Genomic DNA, 13922 nt, shown 5'->3' with positions numbered 1-13922 from the left:
TTACTCACCTAATGGATGACGCTTTCGGTACACCTCATACATTAACAAGCTCGCCGCAACAGAAGCATTTAACGATGTAACATGTCCAATCATCGGCAAGCGAACGAGCACATCGCATTTATCTCGTAATAAACGGCTTATTCCTTTCCCTTCACTACCGATAACTAAGGCTAATGGAATAACCCCATCAAGTTGACGATAATCTTGGTTTCCTTTTGCATCTGTTCCAAAAATCCAAACCCCTCGCTCTTTTAATTCATCTACCGTTCGCGCTAAGTTGGTTACACGCGCAACAGGCACATATTCAATCGCACCCGTTGACGCTTTTGCCACCGTTGCGGTTAAAGCGACCGATCGCCGCTTCGGGATAATAATGCCATGAGCACCTACCGCATCAGCTGTTCGCATAATCGAACCTAAATTGTGTGGATCTTCAAGTTCATCTAGAATAATAAAAAATGGTGCTTCCCCTTGCGCTTTTGCCTTTTTAAATAAATCGTCTATATCATAGTATCGATATGCAGCAACTTGTGCAATGACTCCCTGATGATTGCCGTCACTTAATTGATCCATCTTTTTTTTAGGGACATACTGTACTGTAATACCCATCTCTTTGGCGAGCTGAATGATCGACTGCATTTGACCACGTTGCGAGCCTTCAGCAATCCATATTTTATTCATTTCTCGTCCGGATTTTAACGCTTCTAACACGGGATTTTTACCGATAATGAGATCCATGATCACATCCCCCTTTCTTCATCATTGCGATGTACATCTAACGCCCAACGTATTAATTGGTGGAGACGTTCTTCATTTCCGCTTAAAAAATGGTAACCAACTAACGCTTCAAATCCTGTGCTTTGACGGTACGTTTGTACATCTGTATTTTTCGGTGTACTCCCCGATTTTGCATTACGACCTCTTCGAACAATAGCTACTTCCTGTTCAGAAAGCTGGTTATGATTGAGCAACCATTGCAATACTCGTGATTGCGCTTTAGCACAAACGTATGTTTTTGCTAAGTTGTGTAAATCGTTTGGTTTTACTTTCCCTAAGGTAAGGAGGTGATGCCGTACGAATAATTCGTATACGGCATCACCAATATAAGCTAACGTTAAACCGTTTAACTGTTCAAAATCCTTAATTTTGTTAAACAAATGTAACATCGTCTTATCCTCTTCTCCATCTCGTTCCTTGTGGTGTATCTTCTAAAATAATGTTTTTTGCCTTTAATTCATCACGAATCCGATCAGCTAAGGCGAAATCGCGATTTTTCCGCGCTTCAATTCGCTGTTGGATAAGTGCTTCAATTTCTTCATCAAGTAATTCATCGTGTTGTAAAGAAAGGCCAAGCACATCAAAAATCTGTTCAAATTGTTGTAAAAATGCTTGAATGACCTGTTTCGATGTATGCTTTTCCATTAAGTATACATTGGCTTGTTTCGCTAATTCAAACAGAACAGCGATCCCGTTTGCTGTATTAAAATCATCATCCATTTCTCGAATAAACTCGTCTCTTAATCCTTCAATTTTCGCTAGCCATTGTTCATCATTCGTCGTTAAATTCGTGCTGCTTTCTAAACGATGTTTTAAGTTCGCATAAGCTGTTTTTAAGCGTTCTAATCCGCTTTTTGCACTTTCAAGTAACGGTTGGCTATAGTTGATTGGATGACGATAGTGAACTGAAAGCATAAAGAAACGTAACACTTGCGGATCAACTTGCTTAATAATGTCGTGCACTAAAATAAAGTTCCCGAGCGATTTCGACATTTTTTCATTATCGATATTAATGTAGCCGTTATGCAACCAATATTTCGCAAAAGGCTTTCCTGTTAGCGCTTCAGACTGAGCAATTTCATTTTCATGGTGCGGGAACGTTAAATCTTGTCCCCCAGCATGAATATCAATCGTATCTCCTAAATATTTGCGCGCCATCGCCGAGCATTCAATATGCCATCCTGGACGCCCTTTTCCCCATGGGCTATCCCAATAAATCTCTCCTTCTTTTGCCGCTTTCCATAGCGCAAAGTCAAGCGGATCTTCTTTTTTTTCTTCGACTTCAATACGAGCACCTGATTTTAATTCATCAATCGATTGATGCGATAGCTTCCCATAATCAGAGAAACGGCGCGTTCGATAATATACATCACCATCAACTTCATACGCATATCCTTTTTCAATAAGCTGTTCAATAAATTGAATGATTGTATCTATGTTTTCTGTTACCCGTGGATGAACGTCTGCCTTTTTGCAACCAAGCGCTGTAATATCTTCAAAATACGCTTCAATAAACCGCTCCGCAATCGTCGGCACATCTTCTCCTAATTCCCTTGCTGCGCGAATAAGTTTATCATCTACATCTGTGAAGTTGGAAACATATTGTACTTCATACCCACGAAATTGTAAGTAGCGACGAATCGTATCAAACACAATCGCTGGACGAGCGTTGCCAATATGAATATAGTTGTATACTGTCGGACCACATACATACATTTTCACTTTATTTGGTTCTAACGGGATAAATGGCTCCTTTTTTCGCGTTAACGTATTATACACTTGAATGCTCATGGTTCACCGTTCCTTTCTTTAGATCTTCTAATTGTGCTTTTAGTTGCTCGATTTCTGCTTCTAACTCTTTAAAGCGATCTGCAATCGGATCCGGCAAATCACAATGATTTAGATCTTTATTCACACGCACGCCATTTTGTACAACAACGCGACCTGGAATGCCGACAACGGTTGAGTTCGGCGGCACATCTTTCAACACGACCGATCCTGCCCCAATTTTACTATTTTCCCCAACCGTAATCGAACCAAGCACCTTTGCGCCGGTAGCAATCAAACAATTATCTTTAATTGTCGGATGGCGCTTCCCCTTCTCTTTTCCCGTTCCACCGAGTGTGACACCTTGATACACCGTTACGTTATCACCAATTTCACACGTTTCCCCGATGACAACTCCCATGCCGTGATCGATGAAAAAGCGGCGACCAATTTTTGCTCCTGGATGAATTTCGATACCGGTAAAAAAGCGGCTAATTTGTGAAATGAGACGAGCTAAAAAATAAAATTTCCGCTTGTAAAGCGCATGTGCAATGCGATGTGCCCAAATGGCGTGCAACCCTGAATACGTTAAAATGACTTCTAAATAACTTCTTGCTGCCGGATCTTGTTCAAAAATAACTTCAATGTCCTCTTTTAATGTTTTAAACACCATCATTCCCCCTTTGTTATCTTTCAAATAAAAAAACGTCTCTGTGTACAATGACACAGAGACGCTTCTTGCGCGGTTCCACTCTGTTTAGCCTTAAGGCTCACTCTTGCCCTTATAACGGAAGGGAATCCGCTCCATTCTACTACAGAACGTCTCTGATTCGAAAGGAGGCTCCGAGGTGCATTTCAAAAGAATCAAACATAAACCACTTCCAGCCAAGGTGGTTCTCTCTGACATGCTGATTCTTTTTACTTCTCCTCATCAACGCTTTCACTAATATAGCTTACACCTATTTTATTGCATAAACAAGGAAATGTTAACGAATGAATTGAGTTAATCGAGATAGCACCGTTTCTTTTCCAAGCAAACGAATCGCCTCTGGAAGCTCTGGACCATGCGTTTGCCCTGTAACCGCTACGCGAATTGGCATAAATAAGTTTTTCCCTTTTTGGCCAGTTTCTTTTTGTACTGTTTTAATCGCTGCTTTAATGTGCTCACTGTCAAACGTTGTAAGCTGTTCAATTTGCTCATAAAATGCTTTTAATACATGTGGCACTTGTTCACCAGCTAAAACAACCTTCGCCTCTTCATCATACTCGATTTCTTGCTTAAAGAACAACTCTGACAGCTCAACAATCTCAGCGCCGTAGCTCATTTGCTCTTGATATAGTGCAATTAAATCACGAGCCCACTGCTTTTGCTCATCGGTCATCTGTTCTGGCAAGCGCCCTGTTTGAATTAAATGAGGAAGCGATAGTTCTACTAAACGATCTAAATCAAGTTTTTTAATATACTGGTTGTTCATCCATGTTAACTTTTGTTTATCAAACATGGACGGAGATTTGGATAAACGGGAAACATCAAACATGCGAATGAGTTCTTCTTTGGTAAAAATCTCCTCTTCCCCTTCTGGCGACCAACCTAATAGTGCAAAAAAGTTAAACATCGCTTCTGGTAAATATCCAAGCTCTTTATATTGAGAAACGAATTGAATAATCGACTCATCGCGCTTTGACAATTTTTTGCGATTTTCATTTACAATCAGCGTTAAATGCGCGTATTTTGGTGGCTCCCAACCAAAATATTCATAAACCATTAATTGTTTCGGAGTGTTTGATAAATGCTCTTCGCCGCGGAACACGTGCGTAATTTTCATTAAATGATCATCAATCACGACAGCAAAGTTATACGTTGGGATGCCGTTCGCTTTGACGATCACCCAATCGCCAATATCTTTCGACTCAAACGATACATGACCGCGCACCATATCTTCGAATTCATATACTTTTCCTTCTGGAACTTTTAAACGAATTGTGTAAGGTTTTCCTTCTGCTTCGAGCTGTTGAACTTGCTCTGGCGTTAAATGACGGCATTTTCCGCTGTATTGTGGCGCCGCAATACCTGCCGCTTTTTGCGCCTCACGCTCTTGTTCCAACTCCTCAGGTGTACAAAAACATTTGTATGCATGTCCTTTTTCTAACAACTCGTTTGTATATTGGCGATATATGTGCAGACGCTCTGTTTGGCGATAAGGACCATATCCACCATCTTTATCTACAGATTCATCATATTCAATCCCGAGCCATTTCAAATTTTCAAGTTGTGATTGTTCGCCGCCTTCTACATTTCGCTCAATATCTGTATCTTCAATGCGGACGATAAATTTTCCGTGATGATGTCGCGCAAATAAATAGTTAAATAATGCTGTACGCGCACCACCGATATGTAAATGCCCCGTCGGACTTGGCGCATAACGCACCCTTACTTCCTGTGACATGTCATGACCTCCATCTACCTAATTTCTGTACCCCATTGTACCGTAAACGCCATACAAAATCCATCATTCATTATTTTTTTGTAACAAAACGACGGCTTGTGCAGCAATTCCTTCTCCTCTCCCTGTAAAGCCGAGCTTTTCTGTCGTCGTCGCCTTTACGTTGACTTGTGAAACGTCTCCTTCTAATAATTCAGCAATTCGTTTTTGCATGTTTGGGATATATGGAGCCATTTTTGGTTTTTGAGCAATAATTGTGCAGTCCACATTAACAAGTGTATATCCATGTCGCCGCACAAGATTCCATACCCGTTGTAGAAGAAGCGCAGAATCAGCATCCTTGTATGCTTCATCTGTATCAGGGAAATGTTTTCCAATGTCTCCTTCACCAATGGCTCCTAAACAAGCATCAGCAATGGCATGTAACAACACATCCGCATCAGAATGTCCAAGCAGTCCTTTCTCATACGGAATATGGATTCCACCAATGATAAGCGGACGCCCTTCAGCAAACTGATGGACATCAAACCCTTGTCCAATTCGATACATCATTGATCCCCTCTCGCACGTAAAATAGCCTCTGCAAATAATAAATCTTCTGGTGTTGTTAATTTAATGTTTGTATACTCGCCTTCTACAATGACGACACGTTGCCCCATCCGTTCAACAAGACTTGCATCATCTGTTCCAATAAACTGTTCTTTTTTTGCTCGCTCATGAGCGTCGAGTATTAATGGCATGGAAAAAGCTTGTGGGGTTTGTACAGCCCACAAGCTCGATCGATCGACCGTTTTTTCAATATGGCCATCGATCACCTGTTTCATCGTATCCTTGACAGGAACAGCAAGTACAGCTGCTCCCGTCCCTTTTGTTGCCTGAACAAGCTCATGAATTTTTTTGATTGTTACAAACGGACGAGCACCATCATGGATGAGCACAATATGACCATCATTTACCGCTTTTAACCCGTTGTAGACGCTCTGTTGTCTTTCTTCCCCTCCTGAAACGAGGGCGTTTACTTTTTTTATTTCAAAGCGATGAAGCATATGAACAAATTGCTCACGTTCTTGATCGTTAATAACTAAAACAATACCTTGACATAAATTATCTCTTTCAAATACACGTAACGTATGAATAATAACAGGTATTCCTTCAAGCTCAATAAACTGTTTGTTTATTCCTGCATTCATTCGTTTTCCTCGGCCAGCTGCCGGTATAACGACATGGTAATTCATTTTCCTATCTCCTAACAGCTCATAATGCTTTTTCAAGTAATTTTAATTTAGCAAAAATCATTCTTCCAGCCGAAGTTTGTAAGACGCTCGTCACAAGCACATCGACTCGTTTTCCGATGTAGTCTTTTCCGTCCTCTACAACGATCATCGTCCCATCATCTAAATAAGCAACACCTTGATTTTGTTCTTTCCCATCTTTAATGACGTGAACATTTAATTCTTCCCCTGGAAGAACGATCGGTTTTACTGCGTTCGCTAAGTCGTTAATATTTAGTACGGGAACATTTTGCAACTCGCATACTTTATTTAAATTAAAGTCATTTGTCACGACAACGCCTGATGTCAATTGAGCCAATTTTACAAGCTTGCTGTCGACTTCTTGGATTCCTTCAAAATCGCCCTCATATATTTCCACGTTAATTGCTAACTCTTTTTGAATGCGGTTTAAAATATCTAGTCCTCTCCGTCCACGATTTCTCTTTAAAGCATCGGAAGAGTCAGCGATATGTTGCAATTCTTCAAGAACAAACCGCGGAATGACAATCGTCCCTTCCAAAAAGCCCGTTTGACAAATATCTGCAATACGACCGTCAATGATGACACTCGTATCTAAAATTTTTAGCGATTTCCCCTTTTTTTCTTCTTCCTCGCTACCTTTTTTCTTTCCACTTCGATTCGGTAAAGAAAATAGGTTCATTAGTTCATCGCGTTTTTTAAATCCAACTTGAAATCCTAAGTAACCTAACAATAGCGTAAGAAAAATCGGCAATATCGTATTAACAAGCGGAATTTGAATAGAGTTTAATGGAATAACGACTAAAAAGGCTACAATCAATCCGAAAATTAAACCGAGACTCCCGAATAGTAAGTCTGTTACAGGTGCTTTAACTAACGTTTCTTCCATCCAATGAATAAGTCCAACCACATGATCGACTAACCAAAACGTGAGAAGGAATACGATGATCGCACCAACTGGGGCGGCTACATATGGGCTATCGACATAAGGAAGATCGTTTAGATGCAATAGTTTTAACAAAGTAGGAAAGAAAATAATTCCTAACATTCCCCCAGTAATGAAAAAAGATGCTTGCACAATTCGTTTTAACACGCTTTTCACCTCCTCTATTACATTATAAACAGTTTCCAATGTTTGAAACCAATCTGAACATCATTTTTAATCATTTTTTAATGGTTTTGTTAAAATATTGGACGATTTTTCCCTTCTCCTAATGCGTAATATAGCGCTTCTTCTACATTAGTTACTCCAATGACTTCAACACCTTTTGGAACGTTCCAGCCACCGATGTTGCTTTTCGGAATAATGATACGCTGAAAGCCAAGTTTAGCAGCTTCTTGCACACGCTGTTCAATGCGGGATACACGACGTACTTCACCTGTCAATCCGACTTCTCCGATCACAACGTCCGTATGGTTTGTTGGTTGATCACGAAAACTAGATGCAATGCTTACCACAATGGCTAAGTCAATCGCAGGTTCATCTAACTTAATTCCACCAGCCACTTTTAAATAAGCATCCTGGTTTTGAAGAAGTAGGCCGACCCTTTTTTCAAGCACCGCCATTAGTAAAGATACACGATTATGATCTATTCCTGTTGCCATTCGACGTGGCGTTCCGAAACTAGTCGGCGATACTAATGCTTGAATTTCCACTAACACAGGTCTCGTCCCTTCCATAGAAGCGACAACCGTTGACCCTGAAGCACCTTTCGAACGCTCTTCTAAAAAAATTTCTGATGGGTTTTTGACTTCTGTAAGCCCTATTTCTTTCATTTCGAAAATACCGATTTCATTTGTGGAACCAAATCGATTTTTCACCGCTCGTAAAATGCGGTACGTATGATGGCGTTCGCCCTCAAAATATAATACGGTATCTACCATATGTTCAAGAATACGCGGACCTGCAAGCGCTCCTTCTTTCGTGACATGTCCGACAATGAAAATCGCAATACCTTTCGTTTTAGCTATTCGCATCAGCTCTGCTGTACATTCACGAACTTGTGAAACGCTCCCTGGCGCTGATGTAATCTCTGAACGATATATCGTCTGAATCGAGTCGATGACAACGAACGATGGTTTCATTTCATCAACAGTTTGAATAATATGCTCTAAATTTGTTTCAGACAAAACATATAAATGTTCAGCAGTTACATGTAACCGCTCAGCGCGCAACTTCGTTTGTTTTACTGATTCTTCCCCGGAAATATATAATACAGGATGGCCGTCGTTTGCGAGTTGAGCACAAACTTGCAGCAATAATGTTGATTTTCCAATACCAGGATCTCCGCCAATTAAAACAAGGGAACCTCGAACAATTCCGCCCCCGAGCACGCGATTAAACTCTGTAAACTTCGTGTCGATTCTCGGTTCTTGTGTTGTTTCTACCGTCGTAATTGATACAGGCTTGGTTGCTACCCCTTCTGTATGCACAAATAGCGCACGGTTATGTGGTTTTACTATTTCCGTTTCTTCGACCATTGCGTTCCATGAATGACAACCTGGACATTTTCCCATCCACTTCGCTGTTTCATATCCACAATGTTGACAAACGAATTTCGTTTTCCGCTTAACCATTACTCCATTCCTTTCATTATGAAAAACAAGGTATGCGTGTAAGCATACCTTGTTTTCGTTATTTTACTGTCTCTGTTGTTAACACAACAAACTGACCATCTTTTACGTCCATAACAACTTTTTGTCCGCTGCCAATCGTTCCTTTTAACAGTTCTTCAGATAAACGATCTTCAATATGTTTTTGAATTGCTCGACGCAATGGACGCGCTCCGTACTCTAAATCGTAACCTTCTTCTGCTAATTTTTCAATTGCGGCATCCGTTAATTCTAAATCGATTTGTTGTTCTTGTAGGCGTTTTTTCAATTGCTCAACCATTAATGAAACAATTTCCTTCAAATGTTTCTTTTCAAGTGAATGGAAAACAATAATTTCATCAATTCGGTTTAAAAACTCCGGACGGAACGCCTTTTTCAACTCGTCCATCACTTTCCCTTTCATATCTTTGTATTGCTGGCTTTCGTCTTGCACATTAAAACCGACATATTTATTTCTTTTTAAAGCGTCAGCACCAACGTTTGATGTCATAATAATGATCGTATTGCGGAAATCAACTGTGCGTCCTTTCGAATCCGTTAAACGTCCATCTTCTAGCACTTGTAATAAAATGTTAAATACATCTGGATGCGCTTTTTCAATCTCATCTAATAAGATGACAGAATACGGTTTGCGACGAACTTTTTCCGTTAATTGTCCCCCTTCTTCATAGCCGACGTATCCTGGAGGTGAACCGACAAGACGTGATGTCGAATGTTTCTCCATATATTCAGACATATCGATACGAATCATCGCATCTTCATCGCCAAACATCGCTTCAGCAAGCGCTCGCGCTAACTCTGTTTTTCCTACACCCGTCGGTCCAAGGAAAATAAACGAGCCAATTGGACGCTTTGGATCTTTTAATCCTGCACGAGCACGACGAACTGCTTTAGCAACAGCTTTTACTGCCTCTTCTTGCCCGATGACACGAGAATGTAAAATTTCCTCTAACTTTAATAATCGTTCTGTTTCTGTTTGAGCTAATTTAGATACCGGAATTCCCGTCCAACTTGATACAACAGCTGCAATATCTTCTACAGTCACTTCAGAGTTTTCTTGACCTTGTTTCTCTTTCCATGCCCGCTTTGTTTCTTCAAGTTGTTCGCGCAATTTTTGTTCTGCATCTCGTAATGATGCTGCTTTTTCAAACTCTTGACTTTGCACAGCTGCATCTTTTTCTTTGCGAATTTCCTCAAGTTTTTGTTCAAGCTCTTTTAAATTTGGTGGTGTCGTAAACGAACGTAAGCGTACTTTCGAGCAAGCTTCGTCAATTAAATCAATTGCTTTATCTGGTAAAAATCGATCCGAAATATAGCGGTCTGAAAGCTTTACTGCCTGCTCAATTGCCTCATCTGAAATAGAAACGCGATGGTGAGCTTCGTAACGATCTCGCAAACCTTTTAAAATTTGAATAGATTCCTCAACCGTTGGTTCCCCAACGTGAATTGGTTGGAAACGTCTTTCTAATGCTGCGTCTTTTTCAATATATTTTCGGTATTCATCTAATGTTGTTGCCCCGATGCATTGTAATTCTCCGCGAGCAAGAGAAGGTTTTAAAATATTTGATGCATCAATAGCCCCTTCCGCACCGCCTGCTCCGATGAGCGTATGCAATTCGTCAATAAACAAAATGATGTTGCCAGCCTGGCGAATTTCATCCATTACTTTTTTCAAACGATCTTCAAATTCCCCACGATATTTTGTTCCTGCAACAACTGTTCCCATATCAAGCGTCATGACACGCTTATCGCGAAGCGTCTCTGGCACTTCGTTATTGACAATTTGTTGAGCTAGTCCTTCGGCAATAGCCGTTTTCCCTACACCTGGCTCTCCGATTAAAACAGGATTATTTTTCGTCCGGCGACTTAACACTTCAATGACACGTTGAATTTCTTTACTTCTTCCAATCACAGGATCTAAACCGCCTTCACGTGCAATCGCTGTTAAATCACGTGCTAAACTGTCTAGTGTCGGCGTGTTCGCATGCGTGGTTCCCCCATGATGCCCTGATGCCGATTCATTGCTTCCTAATAATTGAAGCACTTGCTGACGAGCTTTATTTAGGCTTACTCCTAAATTATTTAAAACACGTGCAGCAACACCTTCTCCTTCACGAATAAGTCCAAGTAAAATATGCTCTGTTCCAACGTACGAATGTCCAAGCTTTCTAGCTTCATCCATAGACAACTCAATCACTTTTTTTGCGCGAGGCGTATAATGAATTGTTTGTCCTACTTCGTTTCCACGTCCAATGAGTGATTCTACTTCTTTTTGAATTTTATCTGGTCCTAATCCAAGCGCCATAAGCGCTTTTGCTGCAATTCCTTCCCCTTCGCGAATTAAGCCAAGCAAAATGTGCTCTGTTCCAATATTGTTATGTCCCAAACGAACTGCTTCTTCTTGTGCTAGTGCTAACACTTTTTGTGCTCGCTCTGTAAAACGTCCGAACATCATTCTTATCAACCTCCTTTAATTTACTTCCATTGGTATAATCGTTCACGAATGAGTGATGCACGGCGAACATCTCGCTCTTGCGGACGCAACGCACCACCTGCATATTTTTGTAAGAAACCGGGCTGCGTCAAAATCATTAGCTCTGTTAAAATGGTTTTTGGCACGTTCGTAATATACCCTAAATCAATACCTAATCGTACATCAGATAAACATTGTGCCGCTTCTTTTGAACCGATGATTCGACTATTCGTTAACACACCGTAAGAACGATATACCCTATCTTCTAATTGTATGTTAGAAGTTTTGACTAATGCCTCACGCGCCATTCGCTCTTGTTCAATTAATTGACGAACAACTCCTGTTAAATCTTCGACAATATCTTCTTCACTTTTTCCTAATGTAATTTGATTTGATATTTGAAAAATATTCCCTAATGCTTCACTGCCTTCTCCATACGTGCCACGAACAACTAAACCAAGCTGATTAATAGCTGGAATTACTTGATTTATTTGTTGTGTTAATACAAGTCCTGGCAAATGCATCATAACGGATGCACGTAATCCCGTTCCGACGTTTGTTGGGCAACTAGTTAAATATCCGTATTTTTCATCAAAAGCATAGTCGACATGTTGTTCAATCCAGTCGTCTAAAGCGTTAGCCATTTTTAACGCTTCTTTTAATTGAAAACCTGCAAACAAACATTGAATGCGAATATGATCTTCCTCATTGATCATAATGCTTGCTTCTTCTTGTTCCGATAATAAACATGCACCAAATGTACAATCTTCAGCTAAATGAGGACTAATCAAATGTTTTTCGACTAACACACGCTTTTCAATCGATTGTAACTCATTCATTTTTAATAAGAAAAAGGGGCCGATATGACCGAGACGTCTTTGTGAAAATAACTGTTCAAATAACTGAACGATTTGCATCGCTTCTTCATTTGTAAATACGGTCGGGAACGAGTATTGTTTCATGTTTCTCGCTAGACGAATGCGACTACTTAATACAATGTCAGAGTCTGGACCTTCTTCGTTCATCCATGGGCTGAGAGCGCGTTGGAAAAATACATATTCATTCATATCAAGCGCCCCCTTCTGCGTTTAATTTTGTCTCAAGCTCCCGAATTTGATCACGCACTTCAGCGGCTTTTTCGAACTGTTCTTTAGCAATAAGCTCCTGTAACATTTGTTTTAACTGTCCAATTTGTTTACGAACATATAATGTCCCACCGACCCGCTTCGGAATTTTCCCTTCATGGGCTACATGCCCGCCATGCAATCTTCGAAAAATAGGTGGCAAATGGGTACGAAACGTCTCATAGCAACTCGCACAACCAAAGCGACCAACTTTCACAAATTGGGCATATGTCATTTTGCAATGCTCGCATTGTAATATATGCTCATTATGAAAAGAGGGCGCTTTTGGTTCTTTTAATGACGCATCCATATTTAATAATCCTGCAATTAAATTGTTAATGGAAAAAGCGCCTTGATGAGGGAACATAAACATTTCACCTTTTTCATGCGCACATTGTTCACAAAGATGAATTTCTGTTTTTTCCCCATTCACAATTTTAGTAAAATGAAGCGTCGCTGGCCGTTGATTGCATTCTTGACATATCAAATGATTCACCCTCTTTACATATACTTTAGCGATGTCAGCATCGCTTTTAATATGCGGGCACGCAGTTCATCACGATGAGGAAGGTCAATAGATAAAACTGCGCGATCAATAATGCTTAACATCATATTCGCTTCCCGCTCCGAAATTACCTTTTCATCTAACAATCGTTGAATAATATGTTCTCCATTCGTCTGACTAATTCGGTCGCGAACGATGGACAATAAATGGTCAATGAGCTGAGAAGCATTTTGGGCTTTCACTTTCATAATACGAATATAACCGCCACCGCCGCGTTTACTTTCAACAATGTATCCTCTCTCTAACGTAAAACGTGTATTAATGACATAGTTAATTTGCGAAGGAACACACTGAAATTTATCCGCAATTTCACTTCGTTTAATCTCGACGATATCTTTTCCGCTCATATTTAATACTTGCTTTAAATATTGCTCAATGACATCAGAGATATTCCTCACATAATCCCTCCTCTGCCAGTTGACTTTGACTATATTTGACTTTAATTTTAATATATACGGAATTCTGCAAAAATGCAAGAATCCCTTCTTTTCTTCTCATATATTTTACCCACTGCATTCAATCAATAAAACAAAAAGACCAAGACAATTTTTGTCTTGGTCTTCTCTTTGCCCGGCAACGTCCTACTCTCGCAGGCGGTGTCCCGCCAACTACCATCGGCGCTGGAGAGCTTAACTTCCGTGTTCGGGATGGGAACGGGTGTGACCTCTCCGCCATCGTCACCGAGCAATATGATGAAGGATTATTCCTTCAAAACTAGATAACAGGAGTTCAGATGTTTTCTTGACTACGTCAAGAACCGTTCTTCGCTTTTCTTGTGTGTTTAGTTAAGTCCTCGATCGATTAGTATCCGTCAGCTACACGTGTCGCCACGCTTCCACCTCGGACCTATCTACCTTGTCATCTTCAAGGGATCTTACTCGCTTGACGCGATGGGAAATCTCATCTTGA

13 protein-coding genes, 2 rRNA genes and 1 other annotated feature are annotated in these 13922 nt (G+C 40.4%); all 15 genes read right to left on the bottom strand.

The window, feature by feature from the left end:
- Positions 1-738: a 23S rRNA (guanosine(2251)-2'-O)-methyltransferase RlmB gene (gene rlmB, locus EKC99_RS07175; protein WP_075039512.1), complete on the bottom strand. Its 738-nt coding sequence runs from the start codon at positions 736-738 to the stop codon at positions 1-3.
- Positions 739-740: 2 nt separating this feature from the next.
- Positions 741-1166, bottom strand: a complete 426-nt coding sequence (locus EKC99_RS07170) for a Mini-ribonuclease 3 (protein ID WP_032101437.1) — start codon at positions 1164-1166, stop codon at positions 741-743.
- 4 nt (positions 1167-1170) lie between these two features.
- Positions 1171-2568 carry a cysteine--tRNA ligase gene (gene cysS, locus EKC99_RS07165; RefSeq protein WP_055441984.1) on the bottom strand — a complete coding sequence of 466 codons (1398 nt, stop codon included), beginning with the start codon at positions 2566-2568 and terminating at the stop codon, positions 1171-1173.
- A complete protein-coding gene (gene cysE / locus EKC99_RS07160) occupies positions 2549-3214 on the bottom strand; it encodes a serine O-acetyltransferase (RefSeq protein ID WP_055441995.1) in 666 nt (221 codons plus the stop codon). Before cysE ends, cysS begins: the two co-directional genes overlap by 20 nt.
- Before the next feature lie 54 nt (positions 3215-3268).
- Positions 3269-3488, bottom strand: a binding site (T-box leader).
- Positions 3489-3530: 42 nt separating this feature from the next.
- Positions 3531-4991 (bottom strand): glutamate--tRNA ligase, encoded by a 1461-nt coding sequence (gene gltX / locus EKC99_RS07155; RefSeq protein ID WP_163151236.1) that lies wholly within the window; start codon positions 4989-4991, stop codon positions 3531-3533.
- Between the two features lie 63 nt (positions 4992-5054).
- Entirely contained in the window at positions 5055-5537 is a 483-nt protein-coding gene (gene ispF / locus EKC99_RS07150) for a 2-C-methyl-D-erythritol 2,4-cyclodiphosphate synthase (RefSeq protein ID WP_055441986.1), read from the bottom strand.
- Complete coding sequence (gene ispD, locus EKC99_RS07145) at positions 5537-6223, bottom strand: 2-C-methyl-D-erythritol 4-phosphate cytidylyltransferase (protein WP_163151234.1); 687 nt, start codon at positions 6221-6223, stop codon at positions 5537-5539. Before ispD ends, ispF begins: the two co-directional genes overlap by 1 nt.
- A gap of 19 nt (positions 6224-6242) precedes the next feature.
- Positions 6243-7331, bottom strand: coding sequence for a PIN/TRAM domain-containing protein (locus tag EKC99_RS07140; RefSeq protein ID WP_055441988.1), 1089 nt, complete (start codon positions 7329-7331; stop codon positions 6243-6245).
- Between the two features lie 89 nt (positions 7332-7420).
- Positions 7421-8815, bottom strand: a complete 1395-nt coding sequence (radA, locus tag EKC99_RS07135) for a DNA repair protein RadA (RefSeq protein WP_163151232.1) — start codon at positions 8813-8815, stop codon at positions 7421-7423.
- A gap of 58 nt (positions 8816-8873) precedes the next feature.
- Positions 8874-11306 (bottom strand): ATP-dependent protease ATP-binding subunit ClpC, encoded by a 2433-nt coding sequence (clpC, locus tag EKC99_RS07130; RefSeq protein ID WP_009361435.1) that lies wholly within the window; start codon positions 11304-11306, stop codon positions 8874-8876.
- 20 nt (positions 11307-11326) lie between these two features.
- A complete protein-coding gene (gene mcsB, locus EKC99_RS07125) occupies positions 11327-12391 on the bottom strand; it encodes a protein-arginine kinase McsB (RefSeq protein ID WP_009361434.1) in 1065 nt (354 codons plus the stop codon).
- Position 12392: 1 nt separating this feature from the next.
- Entirely contained in the window at positions 12393-12935 is a 543-nt protein-coding gene (mcsA, locus tag EKC99_RS07120; RefSeq protein WP_009361433.1) for a protein-arginine kinase activator protein McsA, read from the bottom strand.
- 14 nt (positions 12936-12949) lie between these two features.
- The gene (locus EKC99_RS07115) at positions 12950-13411 is read right to left on the bottom strand and encodes a CtsR family transcriptional regulator (protein WP_009361432.1); all 462 of its coding nucleotides are present in this window, start codon (positions 13409-13411) and stop codon (positions 12950-12952) included.
- A 170-nt stretch (positions 13412-13581) separates the two neighbouring features.
- Positions 13582-13698, bottom strand: a 5S ribosomal RNA gene (gene rrf / locus EKC99_RS07110).
- 96 nt (positions 13699-13794) lie between these two features.
- Positions 13795-13922, bottom strand: a 23S ribosomal RNA gene (locus EKC99_RS07105); the annotation flags it as partial.

The organism is Anoxybacillus sp. MB8 (assembly GCF_011006755.1).
Classification (GTDB): Bacteria; Bacillota; Bacilli; order Bacillales; family Anoxybacillaceae; genus Anoxybacillus; species Anoxybacillus gonensis.
The sequence above is the reverse complement of the archived record's forward strand: the minus strand, read 5'-3'. Positions and strand labels throughout refer to the sequence as shown.